The sequence below is a fragment of the Enterobacter sp. KBR-315C3_2022 genome, from assembly GCF_041399425.1.
Taxonomy (GTDB): domain Bacteria; phylum Pseudomonadota; class Gammaproteobacteria; order Enterobacterales; family Enterobacteriaceae; genus Enterobacter.
Genome location: NZ_JBGKEB010000019.1, coordinates 20,046 through 38,801, shown reverse-complemented (window position 1 = coordinate 38,801; position 18,756 = coordinate 20,046). Strand labels below are relative to the sequence as shown.

The following is an 18,756-nucleotide window of genomic DNA, read 5'->3' as shown; positions in this document are numbered from 1 at the left end:
GTATAAATTACCAGGGTTTTGCAGTTGTAGGCCCGGTAAGCGAAGCGCCACCGGGCGTTTTGCTGTGTTCCTGAATACTATGTGACGGTGCCAATGGACGTTTCTTACCTGCTCGACAGCCTTAATGACAAACAGCGTGACGCGGTTGCCGCAACGCGCACCAACATGCTGGTTCTGGCTGGAGCGGGCAGCGGCAAGACGCGCGTGCTGGTTCACCGTATCGCCTGGCTGCAGAGCGTGGAGAACTGCTCGCCGTACTCCATTATGGCGGTGACGTTCACCAACAAGGCGGCGGCGGAGATGCGCCACCGTATCGCGCAGCTGATGGGCACCAGCCAGGGCGGCATGTGGGTAGGCACTTTCCACGGCCTGGCGCACCGCCTGCTGCGCGCGCACCACATGGACGCCAACCTGCCGCAGGATTTCCAGATCCTCGACAGCGAAGACCAGCTGCGCCTGCTTAAGCGCCTGATCAAAGCTATGAACCTCGACGAGAAGCAGTGGCCGCCGCGTCAGGCGATGTGGTACATCAACGGTCAAAAAGACGAAGGGCTGCGCCCGCACCATATTCAGAGCTTCGGCAACCCGGTCGAGCAGACCTGGCAGAACGTCTACAAGGCCTATCAGGAAGCGTGCGACCGCGCCGGGCTGGTGGACTTCGCCGAGCTGCTGCTGCGCGCGCACGAGCTGTGGCTCAACAAGCCGCACATCCTGCAGCACTACCGCGAGCGCTTCACCAACATTCTGGTGGACGAGTTCCAGGACACCAACAACATTCAGTATGCATGGATCCGCCTGCTGGCGGGCGACACCGGCAAGGTGATGATCGTTGGCGATGACGACCAGTCAATCTACGGCTGGCGCGGGGCGCAGGTGGAAAACATCCAGCGCTTCCTGAACGACTTCCCCGGCGCGCAAACCATTCGCCTGGAGCAGAACTACCGTTCGACCAGCAACATCCTGAGCGCGGCCAACGCCCTGATCGAAAACAACAACGGGCGACTGGGTAAAAAGCTGTGGACCGACGGCGTCGACGGCGAGCCGATCTCCATCTACTGCGCGTTCAACGAGCTCGACGAAGCGCGCTTCGTGGTGAACCGCATCAAAACCTGGCAGGACAACGGCGGCGCGCTGGAGCAGTGCGCCATTCTCTACCGCAGCAACGCCCAGTCGCGCGTGCTGGAAGAGGCGCTCCTGCAGGTGGGCATGCCGTACCGCATTTACGGCGGCATGCGCTTCTTCGAACGTCAGGAAATTAAAGATGCGCTGTCGTATCTGCGCCTGATCGCCAACCGCAATGATGACGCCGCGTTCGAGCGCGTGGTGAATACCCCGACGCGCGGCATCGGCGACCGCACGCTGGACGTGGTGCGCCAGGCGTCCCGCGATCGTCAGCTGACGCTCTGGCAGGCGTGCCGCGAGCTGCTGCAGGAAAAAGCCCTCGCCGGACGTGCGGCCAGCGCGCTCCAGCGCTTTATGGAGCTTATCGACGCGCTGGCGCAAGAAACCGCCGATATGCCGCTGCACGTGCAGACCGACCGGGTGATTAAAGACTCCGGCCTGCGCACCATGTACGAGCAGGAGAAGGGCGAGAAGGGCCAGACCCGTATTGAGAACTTAGAGGAACTGGTCACGGCAACGCGCCAGTTCAGCTACAACGAAGAAGACGAAGACCTGATGCCGCTGCAGGCGTTCCTCTCCCACGCCGCGCTGGAGGCGGGCGAAGGGCAGGCGGACACCTGGCAGGATGCGGTTCAGCTGATGACCCTGCACTCCGCGAAAGGCCTGGAGTTCCCGCAGGTGTTTATCGTCGGGATGGAAGAGGGGATGTTCCCGAGCCAGATGTCGCTGGATGAAGGCGGGCGTCTGGAAGAAGAGCGTCGCCTGGCCTACGTCGGCGTAACGCGCGCCATGCAAAAGCTGACGCTGACCTACGCCGAAACGCGCCGCCTGTATGGTAAAGAGGTGTATCACCGTCCGTCGCGCTTCATCGGCGAGCTGCCGGAGGAGTGCATTGAAGAGGTACGCCTGCGCGCGAGCATCAGCCGCCCTCTCAGCCATCAGCGCATGGGCTCGCCTATCGCGGAAACTGACACCGGCTACAAGCTGGGCCAGCGCGTTCGCCACTCAAAATTCGGCGAAGGCACCATCGTCAACCTGGAAGGCAGCGGCGAGCACAGCCGCCTGCAGGTCGCGTTCCAGGGCCAGGGGATCAAATGGCTGGTGGCGGCATATGCTAAGCTGGAAACTGTGTAACTTTCAGAAAAATATCATTATTTTGTAATAATCTGCTAGCCTTATACATTGAAGGTGATTTATTACCCTCAAGCGTCCCGTTGCGTGTTGACGCCGCCGTGAATGCTGGCGTAACATGCGCGCACGATTACGCTAAGAGGACATTCGCCTTGGACACACCCAGTAGATACTGGCTCAATTCCCTGTCATCCAGGAACAACTCCTAAGGCTATCTCCTCTTGCTGATGGCCTTAGTGGTTGTCAGCGACCTGCATTATTCCCGTCGCGCTGAGTCAGGCTTTTAATGGTCTGAAACCCATATTGTTTCTGTGTGCCCACCGAACTGTCCGATATTATTTGCATTGGGAGTCCCGGTCATGTTGAGCGCATTTCAACTCGAAAATAATCGACTGATTCGGCTTGAAGCCGAAGAGTCGCAGCCCCTCAGTGATGCCGTATGGGTGGATCTGGTCGAGCCGGACGACGATGAGCGCCTTCGCGTACAATCAGAGCTGGGGCAAAGCCTGGCAACCCGTCCGGAACTGGAAGACATCGAGGCCTCGGCGCGTTTTTTTGAAGACGAAGACGGCCTGCACATTCACTCTTTCTTCTTTTTTGAAGATGCTGACGATCACGCCGGTAACTCCACCGTGGCGTTTACCATTCGCGACGGCCGCCTGTTTACCCTGCGCGAGCGCGAGCTGCCCGCGTTTCGTCTTTACCGCATGCGCGCCCGCAGCCAGGCGATGGTGGAAGGCAACGCCTACGAGCTGCTGCTCGACCTGTTTGAAACCAAAATTGAACAGCTGGCGGATGAAATCGAAAACATCTACAGCGATCTGGAAAAGCTGAGCCGCGTGATCATGGAAGGCCATCAGGGCGATGAGTATGACGAAGCGCTCTCGACGCTGGCAGAACAGGAGGATATCGGCTGGAAGGTGCGCCTGTGCCTGATGGATACCCAGCGCGCGCTGAACTTCCTGGTGCGAAAAGCCCGCCTGCCGGGCGGCCAGCTGGAGCAGGCGCGTGAGATCCTGCGCGATATCGAATCCCTGCTGCCGCACAATGAATCCCTGTTCCAGAAGGTCAACTTCCTGATGCAGGCGGCGATGGGCTTTATCAACATCGAGCAGAACCGCATCATCAAGATCTTTTCGGTGGTATCCGTGGTGTTCCTGCCGCCGACGCTGGTGGCGTCAAGCTACGGGATGAACTTTGAGTTTATGCCCGAGCTGAAGTGGAGCTTTGGTTATCCGGGCGCGATTATCTTTATGATCCTCGCCGGGCTGGCGCCGTACCTGTATTTTAAGCGCCGGAACTGGCTGTAAAAATTAGAAAAGGGCATGGTTATCTTCTGTGCCCTTTTTTTATAACTTAACATGACAATGGTTTTATTTGTTTGCTCTTGAGGGGATCAGCAACAGCGCAATAGTTAGCACCAGATAGGATGCCCCAATAAAATAGAAACCCATATTTGGATTGTAATAGAGTAAAATCCAAAATCCAAGGACGTAGATAAGTATTTCAATGAGTAGTAGATAACGTCCCTTCAGTCCACAATCTCTTGCTCTTTGCAGGCGCAGGTTGAAATAGCACAGGCTAATGATGAGTGATAAAAGAGTCAGCGAAGATTGTATATTTCGGCTATTGTTGTCTATAAAATTTAGTAATGAAGCAGGAAAGATAATAAACAAAGAATGAATAATTGTAGCAATACAAAAAGGGCGGCGGGTGATTTTTTGTTTCCCATGAAAAAAGAAACAGTGACGTAATATTTTCATGCTAATTGTCTCGAGGATGACAAAGCGACAGGCTAGCATTTTTAGCCCTTTTCTAAAGAAGAAAATTAAGAAAAGGGCATGTTTCAGAATTAATTAATATTAATTACCGCCGAAACCGTTTTGTTGAATAAATTGCATCAATAACAAAAATGGCCAGCGCGCCCCAGATAAACGCGAACGTCACCATCTTATCCGCGCCCGGCACTTCGCCGTAGAACATCACCGCCAGCAGGAACATCAGCGTGGGGCCAATGTACTGGAAGAACCCCAGCGTCGAGAGGCGCAGGCGCGTTGCCGCGCCGGTGAAGCACAGCAGGGGAATGGTGGTCACCACGCCCGCGGCCATCAGCAGCACGTTCAGCGACCACGGGTTACTGCCCATATGGCTGGTGGCGCTGTCGGCGATGCCAAACAGATAAATGGCGGCAACGGGGAGCAGCCACAGGGTTTCGAACAGCATCCCGGTTTGTGCTTCCACGGCAATTTTCTTGCGCACAAGGCCGTAGAACGCGAAGCTGAACGCCAGGCCGAGAGCGATAATCGGCAGCGAGCCGAACGTCCACAGCTGAACCAGTACGCCGCAGAAGGCGAGGATCACCGCCAGCCACTGCATGCGGCGGAAGCGTTCGCCGAGGAAAATCATCCCCAGCACGATATTCACCAGCGGGTTAATGAAGTAGCCGAGGCTCGCTTCGAGCATGTGATGGTTATTCACCGCCCAGATAAACAGCAGCCAGTTGCCGCCAATCAGCACCGCCGAGAGCGCCAGCAGGAAAATCTTTTTCGGCGTCTTCAGCAGCGTTTTAACGCCTGACCACTGACGGCTGATGCTCATCAGCGCAATCATAAAGAAAAACGACCAAATGACGCGGTGAGTCAGGATCTCGTCGGCGGGGACGTAGTGGATCAGCTTGAAATAGGCAGGCGCGATGCCCCAAATAAAATAAGCGGCAAGGGCGAGTAAAACGCCCTGCCGCGTCTGTTTAGCATCCATCGGGAAAATCCATTACAAAAGTGTGAGGCAATTTTACCCGCTTTTGCCGCGTTAACCCACCATATAAGTGGCGGTTGCGCTGGCGATGTAAACCTGCTCTTCGTTATGCAGCTCCACGCGCGCCACGGCGACTTTATTCCCCGCGCGCAGCAGGCTGCTGGTGCAGGTGAAGCGGTTGCCGCGGCCGGGGCGCAGATAGTCGACGCGCAAATCGATCGTGCCCATGCGCGACAGGCGCTGGCGCAGCTCGTCCTCGTTGATGGTGTCGTGGCGCGTCAGCGTGCTGCCCACGCAGACCAGCCCGGCCGCAACGTCCAGCGCCGAGGCAATCACGCCGCCGTGCAAAATGCTTTGCGCCCAGTTGCCTACCATCATCGGCTGGTTATTGAAGTTAAGCTTCGCAAAATCCTTCTCGTAACGCTCCAGCTCCAGCCCCAGCGCGCGGTTAAACGGCATGTGGTAAACAAAAATTTCGCCCACGAGTTTCAACGCTTCTTCAGCGGTAAGCATGGCTGACATCTGTATAGCATCCTTGTTGTTAACAAAATGTTGATTTTATGCTTCGCAACGGAGAAATTCCACTTTCAGAAACCAGGAGGGGAAGTTCGCGCGGAAAAATGTAGAATGCGTCTACAAAACTATTCATTAGACGTCACAATCTCAGGAGAACACCACCGATGCGGACGTATCTGGGTTGGTTACTGGCGGCGGTTTCGCTGCCCCTCACAGCATATGCGCAGGAAGCAACGGTTAAAGAGGTCCATGATACGCCCGCCGTGCGCGGCAGCATCATCGCGAACCTGCTTCAGGAGCATGACAATCCGTTCACGCTTTATCCGTACGACACCAACTATTTGCTCTACACCTGGACCAGCGACCTCAATAAAGAGGCGATTCGCTCCTACGACTGGGCTGAGAATGCGCGCAAGGACGAGGTGAAATACCAGCTCAGCCTGGCGTTTCCGTTCTGGCGCGGGATCCTGGGGCCGAACTCGGTGCTCGGCGCGTCCTATACGCAGAAGTCCTGGTGGCAGCTCTCCAACAGCGGTGAATCCTCGCCGTTCCGCGAAACCAACTACGAGCCGCAGCTGTTCCTGGGCTTCGCGACGGACTACGAGTTTGCCGGCTGGACGCTGCGCGACGTCGAGTTTGGTTTTAACCATGACTCCAACGGCCGCTCCGATCCCACTTCGCGCAGCTGGAACCGCGCCTATACGCGCCTGATGGCGCAGAACGGCAATTACATGGTGGAAGTGAAGCCGTGGTTTGTCGTGGGTGACACTGACGACAACCCGGACATCACCAAATACATGGGTTACTACCAGCTTAAGATCGGCTACCAGCTGGGTGACGCGGTGCTGAGCGCTAAAGGTCAGTACAACTGGAACACGGGCTACGGCGGCGCAGAGCTGGGCGTGAGCTACCCGGTGAGCAAACACGTGCGCCTTTATACGCAGGTCTACAGCGGTTACGGCGAGTCGCTTATCGACTATAACTTCAACCAGACCCGCGTTGGCGTGGGCGTCATGTTGAACGATATTTTCTGATTACGCGTGATGAGGCCGGGAGCATCGCGCTTCCCGGACCTCAATACAACACACCGTCTTTATTTGCTCTGGCATAGTCTTTTGCCGCTTTAATAGCCGCATCATCGAAGATGCGTTGCTCGGTGTTGTTAGATAAATCTCTGACTCGATAGATTTTCCAGTAACTATCCTCGCGCCTGAGATAGACCATGAGCTCCAAAGACTTTCCCTCTTCGACGCCCAGGCTGACCGGAACAATTGCCCCGCCGAACCGCATCGTCGCTTTGCCAATTTTCAATGCGTTAACCCATTCCGGCGCGTAATCCTGACAATAGGTAAAATAGTCCGCTTCAAGAATTTCTTGCTCGAATATCCGGTCTATATCAGTGATTCGGTTCCGGGTATCTACTGATACATACCGTTTAAGCAAAGGAGAGTTGTTAGAAAGGGGGGATTGCTCTGCCTCATCGGGGGCGAAATCTGCAAAGGCCTGAAGATATTGCTGATAAAATGCCCGTGTCGCTGCTTCTGGCGTCTCTTCCTGAGGGTGGCTGCAGCCAATCAGCACGATTGATAGCACGGTGAGTAAAAGTCCCTTTATCATCATCTCTTCCTATAAATTTTGTGAGGGGGACGTCTGGCTCTGTAGCCGGGACCGGCCCACATATCGTTCTGTCTAAAATCAGAAAACCATGCGCTGCCATCATAGATAGCGATATGCCCGGCAAGATTCCCGCCGGAATAGGGTTGAATGACGATGATATCGCCCGCTATAAGATTTTGCCCAGCTCCGAGGGCGACAAAACCTTTGCTTTCGAGAGCTGGCCCATAATCTTTCGCTAATCGTATTCCAGTGATATTTACACCACCAGCGTGCAGAGCGTGACGAACGAATGTCGCACATAAGCTATGTGATGAACTCATCGCATGTTGCCTGGCGTAATTTGATGCTCTGACTGGATCCCATCCCATAATTTATCCCTTAATATTTTATTGTGGGTGGATAATAAACGCTCAATTCATGAGTGTGTGGTAAGCTTTTTGTGTGATATATAATTTATATAAAACAGTTCGTTACGTTTGAATTGTGAATGCTTTCACGCAGGAGGGATGGCATGCGGATTGAGATATCGTCTCTGGTAGGGGATGCATCGCAAAATTCCTCTCAGTATCAAAACCAAGTCGATATTCTTCTTATGAGCGTTTATCATGCTCAACCTTCGGGATGGTTTTTGCTCACCTAGAGTTTTATTTCTGGCAAATGGGGTTAACGTGGCGCAGGCGGAAGTAATGAATCAGGAATCGCTGGCTAAGCAGGTTTTGCAAGAAACCTTTGGCTATCAGCAGTTCCGCCCCGGCCAGGAGACCATCATTGAAACCGTGCTGGAAGGCCGTGATTGTCTGGTGGTGATGCCGACCGGCGGCGGGAAATCGCTGTGCTATCAGGTTCCCGCGCTGGTGCTCAACGGCCTGACGGTGGTGGTATCGCCGCTCATTTCCCTGATGAAGGACCAGGTCGATCAGCTGCTCGCCAACGGCGTGGCGGCGGCCTGTCTGAACTCCACCCAGACCCGCGAGCAGCAGCAGGAAGTGATGGCTGGCTGCCGTACCGGGCAGATTCGCCTGCTCTATATCGCGCCTGAACGGCTGATGCTGGATAACTTCCTCGATCATCTGGCGCACTGGAACCCGGTGCTGCTCGCGGTGGACGAAGCGCACTGTATTTCGCAGTGGGGACACGATTTCCGCCCGGAATACGCCGCGCTAGGCCAGCTGCGCCAGCGCTTCCCCGAGCTGCCGTTTATGGCGCTTACCGCCACGGCGGATGACACCACGCGTCAGGATATCGTCCGGCTTCTGGGCCTGAACGATCCGTTCATCCAGGTCAGCAGCTTTGATCGCCCGAACATCCGCTACATGCTGATGGAAAAATTCAAGCCGCTGGATCAGCTTCTGCGCTACGTGCAGGAGCAGCGCGGCAAGTCCGGCATCATCTACTGCAACAGCCGCGCGAAGGTGGAAGACACCGCCGCGCGCCTGCAAAACCGCGGCTTTAGCGCCGCGGCCTACCATGCCGGATTAGAGAACCACATCCGCGCCGACGTGCAGGAGAAATTCCAGCGCGACGACCTGCAAATCGTGGTCGCCACGGTGGCGTTCGGCATGGGAATTAACAAGCCCAACGTGCGCTTTGTAGTGCACTTCGACATTCCGCGCAATATCGAATCCTACTATCAGGAAACCGGCCGCGCCGGGCGCGACGGCCTGCCCGCAGAAGCGATGCTGTTTTACGATCCGGCGGACATGGCGTGGCTGCGCCGCTGTCTGGAAGAGAAGCCGCAGGGGCAGCTGCAGGATATCGAGCGCCACAAGCTCAATGCGATGGGCGCGTTTGCCGAAGCGCAAACCTGCCGCCGCCTGGTGCTGCTCAACTACTTCGGTGAAGGGCGTCAGGAGCCGTGCGGCAACTGCGATATCTGCCTCGACCCGCCGAAGCAGTACGATGGCCTGATGGACGCGCGTAAGGCGCTCTCGACCATTGGCCGCGTGAATCAGCGCTTCGGGATGGGCTACGTGGTCGAAGTGCTGCGCGGCGCCAATAACCAGCGCATCCGCGATATGGGCCACGACAAGCTGCCCGTTTACGGCATCGGTAAAGAACAGAGCCACGAGCACTGGGTCAGCATCATTCGCCAGCTGATCCACCTCGGTTTCGCCACGCAAAACATTGCTCAGCACTCTGCGCTTCAGCTGACGGAAGCCGCGCGCCCGGTGCTGCGCGGTGAGGTTGAACTGAAGCTCGCCGTGCCGCGCGTGATTGCGCTCAAGCCGCGCGTGATGCAAAAATCCTACGGCGGCAACTACGACCGCAAGCTGTTTGCCAAACTGCGCAAGCTGCGTAAGGCCATTGCCGACGAAGAGAACATTCCGCCGTACGTGGTGTTCAACGACGCCACGCTCATCGAGATGGCCGAGCAGGTGCCGCTCAGCGCCAGCGAAATGCTCAGCGTCAACGGCGTCGGCACGCGCAAGCTGGAGCGCTTCGGTAAAGAGTTTATGGCGCTCATTCGCTCCCACGCCGATGGTGATGATGAGGAGTAGTCAGCCGGGCGAAAAAGTGCCAGGATGGTGACTCACTGAATTATTTCCCCGCGAGTTAATTATGTTGATGCTATTTCTCACCGTGGCGTTAGTGCACATCGTTGCGCTGATGAGCCCCGGCCCTGACTTTTTCTTCGTATCGCAAACTGCCGTGAGCCGCTCTCGTAAAGAGGCGATGATGGGCGTACTCGGCATTACCATGGGCGTGATGGTCTGGGCCGCCGTGGCGCTGCTCGGCCTGAACCTGATCCTGGCGAAAATGGCCTGGCTGCATAACATCATCATGGTGGGCGGCGGCCTGTATCTGTGCTGGATGGGCTACCAGATGCTGCGCGGGGCGCTGAAGAAAGAAGAGAAAAAACCGGAAGAGCCAAAGGTGGAGCTGGCAACGGGCGGACGCAGCTTTGTCAAAGGGCTGCTGACCAATCTGGCGAACCCGAAAGCGATTATCTACTTCGGGTCCGTGTTCTCCCTGTTCGTCGGTGACAGCGTCGGCGCGGGCGCGCGCTGGGGGATCTTCCTGCTGATCGTGGTAGAGACGTTTGCCTGGTTCACCATCGTCGCCAGCCTGTTTGCCATGCCTGCGATGCGCCGCGGCTACCAGCGCATTGCGAAGTGGATCGACGGCTTCGCCGGCGCGCTGTTTGCGGGCTTCGGCATCCACCTCATCATTTCTCGCTAAGCGTGACGCGCTGACGCAAGCAGCGCGCCCACCAGCATAAACAGCGAACCAAATACCTTATTGAGGGCCTTCATCTGCTTAGGCCCTTTAATCCACGCCGCAATCCGCTGCGCCAGCGTCGCGTAGCCAATCATCACAATGATATCGACGATAATGGTGGTCGCGCCGAGCACCACGTACTGCATCACCTGCGGCTGGTGCGGAACGATAAACTGCGGGAACAGCGCGGCGAGAAACACAATGCTTTTCGGGTTAGTCAGGTTCACAAACACCGCACGCTTAAACAGGCGGCCGCGCGTTTGCGTATGGGCGAGGGTATTCAGATCAATCGAGCCCGCCGCGCGCCACTGCTGAATGCCGAGCCAAATCAGGTACGCCGCCCCGGCCCATTTCAGCACTTCAAACGCCAGCACCGAGCGTGAGAACAGCGTGCCGAGGCCAATCCCCACCAGGACGATGTGAATGCCCAGCCCGGTCTGCAATCCGGCAATCGACGCCACCGCCCCGCGGTAGCCGTGGTTGATGGAGGTGGTCATGGTGTTGATGGCCCCCGAGCCCGGAGAAAGGCTGAGGATAATGGATGTCAGCAGGTACGCGAACCACCACTCGAAGGTCATTTGAAGCTCCCGAATCGTCTGTTTTTATGCCACAATACGCTATTGTTGAGTCATTTTGTGACCGGTTAAGAAAAAACGATATTCCTTGGCTTACAGGGGTGGAAACCCAATGTTGCAGCAGAAAAAGGACTGGGAAACACGAGAAAACGCATTTGCTGCTTTCTCTATGGGGCCGCTGACCGATTTCTGGCGTCAGCGCGAGGAAGATGAGTTTACGGGCGTCGATAACGTTCCGGTGCGCTTTGTGCGCTTTCGTAATGAGCAAAACGACCGCGTCATCGTGGTCTGCCCTGGCCGTATCGAAAGCTACGTCAAATACGCCGAGCTGGCGTATGACCTGGTTCACATGGGCTTTGATGTCCTGATTATCGACCATCGCGGGCAGGGGCTTTCCGGGCGCATGCTGTCGGACACGCACCGGGGTCACGTGGATCATTTCAGCGATTACGTCGACGATCTCGCCGCCTTCTGGCAGCAGGAGGTTGAGCCGGGGCCGTGGCGCAGGCGCTACATCCTGGCGCACTCCATGGGCGGCGCTATCGCCACGCTGTTCCTGCAGCGTCACGCGCATCAGTGCGATGCTATCGCGCTTACCGCGCCCATGTACGGCATTGTGATCCGTTTTCCAGACTGGATGGTACGTCCGCTTCTCGACTGGGCTGAGGGCCATCAGCGCATTCGGGAAGGGTATGCCATCGGCACGGGCCGCTGGCGCGCGCTGCCGTTTGCGCTCAACGTGCTCACCCACAGTCGGCAGCGCTATCGCCGCAACCTGCGCTTTTACGCCGATGAGCCGCGCCTGCGCGTAGGTGGTCCCACCTGGCACTGGGTGCGTGAAGGCGTTTTAGCCGGTGAGCAGGTGCTGGGCGGGGTGGCGAACGACGCCACGCCGACGCTTCTGATTCAGGCCGAAGAAGAGCGCGTGGTGGATAACCGCATGCACGACCGCTTTTGTGAACTGCGCGCCGCCGCCGGTCATCCCTGTGAAGGGGGTAAACCGCTGGTCATAAACGGCGCGTACCATGAGATCCTTTTCGAAAAGGACGCTATGCGCTCAGTCGCGCTGAACGCCATCGTCGAGTTTTTCGACAGGCATAACTGATTATTATTTTTTACCAGAGGTTGAGATCCCTATGTACCAGGTTGTTGCATCTGACTTAGATGGCACGCTGCTTTCGCCCGACCACACCCTATCGCCTTACGCGAAAGAGACCTTAAAACTCCTGACTGCCCGTGGCGTGAACTTCGTGTTTGCCACCGGCCGCCACCACGTGGACGTGGGGCAGATCCGCGATAACCTGGACATCAAAGCCTACATGATCACCTCCAACGGTGCGCGCGTACACGACACCGACGGCAACCTGATTTTCACCCATAACCTCGACCGCGATATCGCCGCCGATCTCTTCGGCGTGGTGCATAACAACCCGGCGATCGTCACCAACGTCTACCGCGACGATGAGTGGTTTATGAACCGCCATCGCCCGGATGAGATGCGCTTCTTTAAAGAGGCGGTCTTCCAGTATTCCCTTTACGAGCCGGGCCTGCTGGATCCGGAAGGGATCAGCAAAGTGTTCTTTACCTGCGAAAGCCACGAGGAGCTTCTGCCGCTTGAGCAGGCGATCAACGCGCGCTGGGGCGATCGCGTGAACGTGAGCTTCTCAACGCTGACCTGTCTGGAAGTGATGGCGGGCGGCGTGTCGAAAGGTCACGCCCTGGAAGCCGTCGCGAAGCGTCTGGGCTTTGAGCTGAAAGACTGCATCGCCTTTGGCGACGGCATGAACGATGCCGAAATGCTCTCCATGGCGGGCAAAGGCTGCATCATGGAAAACGCGCACCAGCGCCTGAAGGACCTGCACCCGGAGCTGGAAGTGATCGGCACCAATGCCGACAACGCTGTACCGAAGTATCTGCGCAAGCTGTTCCTTGAATAATTCTCAAGCGGTTATTTATCGTTCAGTTGTCAACTAAAGAGTTCGCTACAATGCCTCTCCTTCTTTTTGCGAGACAAGCATTGTGGCGCTACTCATTATCACCACCATCCTGTGGGCCTTCTCCTTTAGCCTGATTGGCGAATACCTTGCGGGTTCGGTCGACAGCTACTTTTCGGTGCTGATGCGCGTGGGGCTGGCCGCGCTGGTGTTCCTGCCGTTTCTGCGTACGCGCGGGCAAACGCTGAAAACCATTCTGCTGTACATGCTGGTGGGCGCGATGCAGCTCGGCATCATGTACCTGTTCAGCTTCCGGGCCTATGTCTACCTGTCCGTCTCGGAGTTTCTGCTTTTTACCGTGCTCACGCCGCTCTATATCACGCTGATCTACGACCTGCTGAGCAGACGTCGCTTGCGCTGGGGATATCTACTGAGCGCCGCGCTGGCGGTGCTGGGCGCGGCGATTATTCGCTACGACAAAGTGAGCGATCACTTCTGGACCGGGCTGATGTTCGTCCAGCTTGCCAATATCAGCTTCGCCATCGGCATGGTGGGCTATAAGCGCCTGATGGAAACCCGGCCGATGCCGCAGCACAACGCCTTCGCCTGGTTTTACCTGGGCGCGGCGATTGTCGCGGTGGCGGCGTGGTTTATGCTCGGCAACCCGCAAAAGCTCCCGACGACGTCGGTGCAGTGGGGTGTTCTGGTCTGGCTGGGCGTGGTTGCTTCCGGGCTGGGTTACTTCATGTGGAACTACGGCGCGACGCAGGTCGACGCCGGTACGCTGGGGATCATGAACAACGTGCACGTGCCCGCGGGGCTGCTGGTGAACCTTGCCATATGGCAGGAGCAGCCGCACTGGCCGAGCTTCATTATTGGTGGAGCGGTGATTCTGGCTTCGCTGTGGGTCCATCGCCGATGGGTCGCTCCGCGCTCCGCACAAACGGAAGATGGTCGCAGGCGTGGTTCCGCGCTGAGCGAATAAACGCTTCCGTAATGGCCTGGCGCTGCTCGCCGTCGCGCACGGCGGCGTACAGCCTGCTCCACAGGCCCTCGCCCAGGGTTTTGGTGACCACCAGACCCTGACGCTCAAAGCTCTCCACGACCCAGTGCGGCAGCGCCGCGATGCCCATTCTGGCCGCTACCATTTGAATCAACAGCAGCGTGTTATCCACGCTTTTCAACTGCGGGCTCACGCCCGCCGGCTGCAGAAAGTGGCGCCAGATATCCAGGCGGCTGCGCTGCACCGGATAAATCAGCAGCATTTCCGTCGCCAGGTCTTCCGGCGTGACGCGTGTTTTGGCCGCCAGCGGATGATCGGGTGCCAGCACCAGGCGCACCTCATAATCAAACATCGGCGAATAGTGCAGGCCGCTGCGTGGAAGGATGTCGGACGTCATCACCAGGTCCAGTTCGCCCTGCTGGAGCGAGGGCTGCGGGTCGAAGGTGACGCCGGATTTAAAGTCCATCTCTACCTGCGGCCACTTCTGGCGGAAGTTCTCAAGCGCGGGCGTCAGCCACTGAATGCAGCTATGACACTCAATGGCGATACGCAGTTTGGTCTGCTGCGGCTCGTTGCACGACTGCAGCGCGCTGGCAATCTGCGGCAGCACCTGATTCGCCAGCTGTAGCAGGATCTCGCCCTGCGGCGTAAAGCGCAGCGGCTGGCTCTTACGCACAAACAGACGAAAGCCAAGGCGTTGTTCCAGATCGCTGAACTGGTGGGAAAGGGCGGACTGGGTCTGGTGCAGCGTGGCCGCCGCCGCCGCGAGCGAGCCGCAGTTCCGCAACGCTTGTAGCGTTTTCAGGTGTTTTATCTCGATCATGAAAGTCCTTCACTTCGCCATGAACATTTTGCGCTTGAGGAATATACAGTAACTGCCAATTATGGATGTGTAAACATCTGGACGTCTAAAACGTAAAAATTCACAAGGGGCATACCATGACAATCCGCACTCACACTCTCGGTTTCCCTCGCGTTGGCCTGCGCCGCGAGCTGAAAAAAGCACAGGAAAGCTACTGGGCGGGCAATTCCACCCGCGAAGAGCTGCTGGCCGTTGGCCGCGAGCTGCGCGCCCGCCACTGGGAGCAGCAAAAGCAGGCGGGCGTTGACCTGCTGCCGGTGGGCGATTTCGCCTGGTACGACCATGTTCTGACGACCAGCCTGCTGCTGGGCAACGTGCCGGCTCGTCATCAGAACAAAGATGGATCGGTCGATATCGATACCCTGTTCCGCATTGGCCGCGGCCGCGCGCGAACGGGTGAGCCAGCGGCCGCGGCGGAAATGACCAAGTGGTTCAACACCAACTATCACTATATGGTGCCGGAGTTTGTGAAGGGGCAGCAGTTTAAGCTGGGCTGGACGCAGCTGCTGGACGAAGTGGATGAAGCGCTGGCGCTGGGCCACCAGGTGAAGCCCGTGCTGCTCGGGCCGGTAACGTACCTGTGGCTGGGCAAAGTCAAAGGCGAGCAGTTTGACCGCCTCAGCCTGCTAAACGCTATTCTGCCGGTCTACAAGCAGGTGCTGAGCGAGCTGGGCAAGCGCGGCATCCAGTGGGTGCAAATCGACGAACCGGCGCTGGTGCTGGAGCTGCCTCAGGCCTGGCTTGATGCCTTTAAACCGGCGTACGACGCGCTCACCGGGCAGGTGAAGCTGCTGCTGACCACCTATTTCGAAGGCGTTACGCCGAACCTCGACGCCATCACCGCGCTGCCGGTTCAGGGCCTGCACGTTGACCTGGTCCACGGCAAAGACGATGTGGCCGAGCTGCACAGCCGCCTGCCTGCGGACTGGCTGCTCTCCGCCGGTCTGATCAACGGTCGTAACGTCTGGCGCGCCGATCTCACGGAAAAATATGGCCAGATTAAAGAGATCGTCGGCGAACGCGAGCTGTGGGTGGCCTCTTCCTGCTCGCTGCTGCACAGCCCGATCGATCTGAGCGTCGAAACGCGTCTGGATGCGGAAGTTAAAAGCTGGTTTGCCTTCGCCCTGCAAAAATGTGAGGAGCTCGCGCTGCTGCGTAACGCCCTGAACACCGGCGACACGGCGGCGATTGCCGAATGGAGCGCCCCGATTCAGGCGCGCCGCCACTCGGCTCGCGTGCACAACCCGGCGGTCGAGAAACGCCTGGCAGCCATCACCGCCCGGGACAGCCAGCGCCAGAGCCCGTATGAGGTGCGCGCCGAAGCCCAGCGCGCCCGCTTCAATCTGCCCGCGTGGCCGACCACTACCATCGGCTCCTTCCCGCAGACCACCGAGATCCGCGGCCTGCGTCTGGACTTCAAAAAGGGTAACCTGGATGCGAATCACTACCGCACCGGCATCGCTGAGCACATCAAGCAGGCGATTAACGAGCAGGAGCGTCTTGGCCTGGACGTGCTGGTGCACGGCGAAGCCGAGCGTAACGACATGGTGGAATACTTTGGCGAGCATCTCGACGGCTTCGTCTTTACCCAGAACGGCTGGGTGCAGAGCTACGGCTCCCGCTGCGTGAAGCCGCCGGTGGTCATTGGGGACGTCAGCCGCCCGGAAGCGATTACCGTTGAATGGGCGAAGTTCGCGCAGTCGCTCACCGACAAGCCGGTAAAAGGCATGCTGACCGGCCCGGTGACCATTCTTTGCTGGTCGTTCCCGCGCGAGGATGTATCGCGTGAAACCATCGCGAAGCAGATCGCGCTGGCGCTGCGTGACGAAGTGGCGGACCTCGAGGCGGCGGGCATCGGCATCATTCAGATTGACGAACCGGCGCTGCGCGAAGGTTTACCGCTGCGCCGCAGCGACTGGGATGCGTACCTGAAGTGGGGCGTGGAAGCCTTCCGCATCAACGCCGCGGTGGCGAAGGACGATACCCAGATCCACACCCACATGTGCTACTGCGAGTTTAACGACATCATGGATTCCATTGCCGCGCTGGACGCCGACGTGATCACCATCGAGACCTCGCGCTCGGACATGGAGCTGCTGGAGTCGTTCGAGGAGTTTGACTACCCGAACGAAATCGGGCCGGGCGTGTACGATATTCACTCGCCGAACGTGCCAAGCGTGGAGTGGATCGAAGCCCTATTGCAGAAGGCTGCCCAGCGGATCCCCGCAGAACGCCTGTGGGTGAATCCGGACTGCGGCCTCAAAACCCGCGGCTGGCCGGAAACGCGCGCCGCGCTGGCGAACATGGTCAAGGCGGCGCAGAATTTGCGTCAGGGCTAATACAAAATAACAATGGGGCTTTTGGCCCCATTGTTAAATACGAAGTGGACTAAGCTGTTGTTCGCTCTTTCCACGCGTCAGCAAACATGATGTTGCCATCTTCAATGCGCCAGGTGATTTTTTCATATTGTAAGCTGATGGTTTCCATATGATTGACCTGGGAATTACCCGCAAGCTTGACGTTTGGAACAGCACAATTAACGCCAGTTACCTTCACATTTTCCATCAAGACGGTGTAGTAACACACTTCCTGTCCTGCATTGTTGATGCAATAAAAGCGGATTTCAGCACTTTTTAACGTTTGGCCTGAAGCTGCCGCTTTATAAAGGTATGGACTGGAACTGTCGATCGCTTTTTCAATCAACATAGCAGAATGCTGGCGGGTTCCCGTTACCCTACCGTTACTACTATCGACAGGTAAGTTTATTCCGTGACTCAAGCTATTAATTTCAATACTGCCTTCACGATCTTGCACATCAACAGAACCTTTAATGTCGGCTCCGCCATCATCCTTAAGCCACATATAGGGAGGGATAGACATACTAAGAACTCCTTGTTCTTTTAACGAGTTTAATGAATATTGAATACATTACTGTAGATATTAACAAGTTGAAGATAATGATCAGCAGTAGAGATGTGGTACTGGTATTTTCATGAGCCAATTTTTCATAAGGCATAAATCGCAGGCTTAACCAAAACATAAAAGTATAGATAATTATTTTGAAATATCTTCGGATTATGGATTTGCCCAGGGTTTTCAAAAAGCAGTACGGCTTATTGAAATTTTTACCATTGATGATCGATATTACTACACTGAAACAGGGTACGCTGATGATCGTATTAATGATTATGTAGCAATACTCTGCGAGTGAGTCTCGCGGTTCTGGATCTGTCTCACCAAGAATAAAGAATGTGATTTTGTGTGCAGTATCAAAGCCAATATATTGACAAATGGCTGTATTAACACCTTCATCATATGGAATGAATGACACCATCCACATTACCAGCATGAATATACATATCTTAAAAAATAAATTAAGGGCATGTGTTGCCATATGATGTAACGACCTCAATTGTACCGTAGGTTTTTAAATTCCTTTGACATGGAACATCAATTTGATTCGTTCTTAATAGGGCATTACGTAATGTCGAGAAGTCTGTATCATGGGGAAGCGTAATACAGCCTTCAGATAGCGTACCCGGGTGTAAACGAAAGTTCCCCCTTTTGACGTTTTCAATCCACGTGTAATCGTCAATTCCCCAATCATCTCGCCATAATGCGAACCACTCGTTGTGTGTAAACGTTGCGCCTTTTTTATACTGGTTCCAGGAATCCTTAATGCCTGCAACGAGTTGCGATCTTATTCCCCCCTCGGGACGATCTACAATCCAATATTTGCCTGTGGGAATGGGGCCAACCTTTGGTTTCATACCACAGGTGCCTTTGTTACGATATATTCCATCCCCGGAGAATGCCAGAAAAGTGCCGACTCCCGGAAAAATCAGCGGTGAGAAATCAGCGCTATTGATATGAAATGTTCCATGTAAAGCCATACTGTTTTATTTCTTGCTTATTTTGTCGATGACGTATCGTACTCTTCGTTTTGGCGCGCAAAAGGATATATTTTAAATGAGGCATTTTTTGCTAATGATATTTAAATTGAGCTTAGTGCGTTGTTTATTG

The 18,756-nt window shown here is 56.2% G+C and carries 19 protein-coding genes; 10 read left to right on the top strand and 9 right to left on the bottom strand.

Annotated elements, in window-relative coordinates; translation table 11 throughout:
* The first annotated feature begins 93 nt into the window (after positions 1–93).
* From uvrD to corA, 3 genes are all read left to right on the top strand, one after another.
* Positions 94–2,256 carry a DNA helicase II gene (uvrD, locus tag AB8804_RS17885; RefSeq protein WP_371188551.1) on the top strand — a complete coding sequence of 721 codons (2,163 nt, stop codon included), beginning with the start codon at positions 94–96 and terminating at the stop codon, positions 2,254–2,256.
* A gap of 149 nt (positions 2,257–2,405) precedes the next feature.
* The gene (gene ysgD, locus AB8804_RS17880; protein WP_212743980.1) at positions 2,406–2,462 is read left to right on the top strand and encodes a YsgD/CorL family protein; all 57 of its coding nucleotides are present in this window, start codon (positions 2,406–2,408) and stop codon (positions 2,460–2,462) included.
* Positions 2,463–2,612: 150 nt separating this feature from the next.
* The gene (corA, locus tag AB8804_RS17875) at positions 2,613–3,563 is read left to right on the top strand and encodes a magnesium/cobalt transporter CorA (protein WP_112012619.1); all 951 of its coding nucleotides are present in this window, start codon (positions 2,613–2,615) and stop codon (positions 3,561–3,563) included.
* A 63-nt stretch (positions 3,564–3,626) separates the two neighbouring features.
* Here corA and AB8804_RS17870 read toward each other — a convergent pair whose 3' ends face one another.
* The 3 genes from AB8804_RS17870 to yigI all read right to left on the bottom strand — a co-directional run bounded on the left by AB8804_RS17870 (position 3,627) and on the right by yigI (position 5,529).
* The gene (locus AB8804_RS17870; protein ID WP_371188548.1) at positions 3,627–4,016 is read right to left on the bottom strand and encodes a hypothetical protein; all 390 of its coding nucleotides are present in this window, start codon (positions 4,014–4,016) and stop codon (positions 3,627–3,629) included.
* 103 nt (positions 4,017–4,119) lie between these two features.
* Entirely contained in the window at positions 4,120–5,010 is an 891-nt protein-coding gene (gene rarD, locus AB8804_RS17865) for an EamA family transporter RarD (protein ID WP_371188546.1), read from the bottom strand.
* Between the two features lie 51 nt (positions 5,011–5,061).
* Entirely contained in the window at positions 5,062–5,529 is a 468-nt protein-coding gene (yigI, locus tag AB8804_RS17860; protein WP_112012617.1) for an acyl-CoA thioesterase YigI, read from the bottom strand.
* A gap of 158 nt (positions 5,530–5,687) precedes the next feature.
* On the opposite strand from yigI, the gene pldA reads away from it, so the two are divergent.
* Positions 5,688–6,557 carry a phospholipase A gene (gene pldA / locus AB8804_RS17855; RefSeq protein WP_371188543.1) on the top strand — a complete coding sequence of 290 codons (870 nt, stop codon included), beginning with the start codon at positions 5,688–5,690 and terminating at the stop codon, positions 6,555–6,557.
* Between the two features lie 40 nt (positions 6,558–6,597).
* Here the strand turns inward: pldA and AB8804_RS17850 are convergent, their stop codons facing one another.
* Both AB8804_RS17850 and AB8804_RS17845 read right to left on the bottom strand, forming a co-directional pair.
* Positions 6,598–7,143, bottom strand: a complete 546-nt coding sequence (locus AB8804_RS17850) for a YbjP/YqhG family protein (protein WP_371188541.1) — start codon at positions 7,141–7,143, stop codon at positions 6,598–6,600.
* The gene (locus tag AB8804_RS17845; protein WP_371188539.1) at positions 7,140–7,508 is read right to left on the bottom strand and encodes a hypothetical protein; all 369 of its coding nucleotides are present in this window, start codon (positions 7,506–7,508) and stop codon (positions 7,140–7,142) included. Before AB8804_RS17845 ends, AB8804_RS17850 begins: the two co-directional genes overlap by 4 nt.
* A gap of 300 nt (positions 7,509–7,808) precedes the next feature.
* Between AB8804_RS17845 and recQ the strand changes: the two genes are divergently transcribed.
* Positions 7,809–9,638, top strand: a complete 1,830-nt coding sequence (recQ, locus tag AB8804_RS17840; RefSeq protein ID WP_371188537.1) for an ATP-dependent DNA helicase RecQ — start codon at positions 7,809–7,811, stop codon at positions 9,636–9,638.
* A 61-nt stretch (positions 9,639–9,699) separates the two neighbouring features.
* On the top strand, positions 9,700–10,320 hold the full coding sequence (gene rhtC, locus AB8804_RS17835) for a threonine export protein RhtC (protein WP_371188535.1): 621 nt from the start codon (positions 9,700–9,702) through the stop codon (positions 10,318–10,320).
* On the opposite strand, the gene rhtB is transcribed toward rhtC, so the two are convergent.
* Positions 10,317–10,937, bottom strand: a complete 621-nt coding sequence (rhtB, locus tag AB8804_RS17830) for a homoserine/homoserine lactone efflux protein (protein WP_100778449.1) — start codon at positions 10,935–10,937, stop codon at positions 10,317–10,319. The two genes, rhtC and rhtB, sit on opposite strands and share 4 nt — an antisense overlap.
* A gap of 109 nt (positions 10,938–11,046) precedes the next feature.
* Between rhtB and pldB the strand changes: the two genes are divergently transcribed.
* The 3 genes from pldB to AB8804_RS17815 all read left to right on the top strand — a co-directional run bounded on the left by pldB (position 11,047) and on the right by AB8804_RS17815 (position 13,853).
* Complete coding sequence (gene pldB, locus AB8804_RS17825) at positions 11,047–12,039, top strand: lysophospholipase L2 (protein ID WP_371188532.1); 993 nt, start codon at positions 11,047–11,049, stop codon at positions 12,037–12,039.
* Positions 12,040–12,070: 31 nt separating this feature from the next.
* Positions 12,071–12,871 carry a sugar/pyridoxal phosphate phosphatase YigL gene (gene yigL, locus AB8804_RS17820; protein ID WP_371188530.1) on the top strand — a complete coding sequence of 267 codons (801 nt, stop codon included), beginning with the start codon at positions 12,071–12,073 and terminating at the stop codon, positions 12,869–12,871.
* Between the two features lie 82 nt (positions 12,872–12,953).
* A complete protein-coding gene (locus AB8804_RS17815) occupies positions 12,954–13,853 on the top strand; it encodes a carboxylate/amino acid/amine transporter (RefSeq protein WP_371188528.1) in 900 nt (299 codons plus the stop codon).
* On the opposite strand, the gene metR is transcribed toward AB8804_RS17815, so the two are convergent.
* Positions 13,741–14,694, bottom strand: a complete 954-nt coding sequence (gene metR, locus AB8804_RS17810; protein WP_371188526.1) for an HTH-type transcriptional regulator MetR — start codon at positions 14,692–14,694, stop codon at positions 13,741–13,743. The genes AB8804_RS17815 and metR overlap by 113 nt on opposite strands.
* Before the next feature lie 116 nt (positions 14,695–14,810).
* Between metR and metE the strand changes: the two genes are divergently transcribed.
* On the top strand, positions 14,811–17,072 hold the full coding sequence (gene metE, locus AB8804_RS17805; protein WP_371188524.1) for a 5-methyltetrahydropteroyltriglutamate--homocysteine S-methyltransferase: 2,262 nt from the start codon (positions 14,811–14,813) through the stop codon (positions 17,070–17,072).
* 49 nt (positions 17,073–17,121) lie between these two features.
* Here metE and AB8804_RS17800 read toward each other — a convergent pair whose 3' ends face one another.
* Both AB8804_RS17800 and AB8804_RS17795 read right to left on the bottom strand, forming a co-directional pair.
* Positions 17,122–17,613, bottom strand: a complete 492-nt coding sequence (locus AB8804_RS17800; protein ID WP_371188521.1) for an Hcp family type VI secretion system effector — start codon at positions 17,611–17,613, stop codon at positions 17,122–17,124.
* 494 nt (positions 17,614–18,107) lie between these two features.
* Positions 18,108–18,626, bottom strand: a complete 519-nt coding sequence (locus tag AB8804_RS17795) for a DUF2778 domain-containing protein (protein WP_371188519.1) — start codon at positions 18,624–18,626, stop codon at positions 18,108–18,110.
* Between the last annotated feature and the right edge of the window lie 130 nt (positions 18,627–18,756).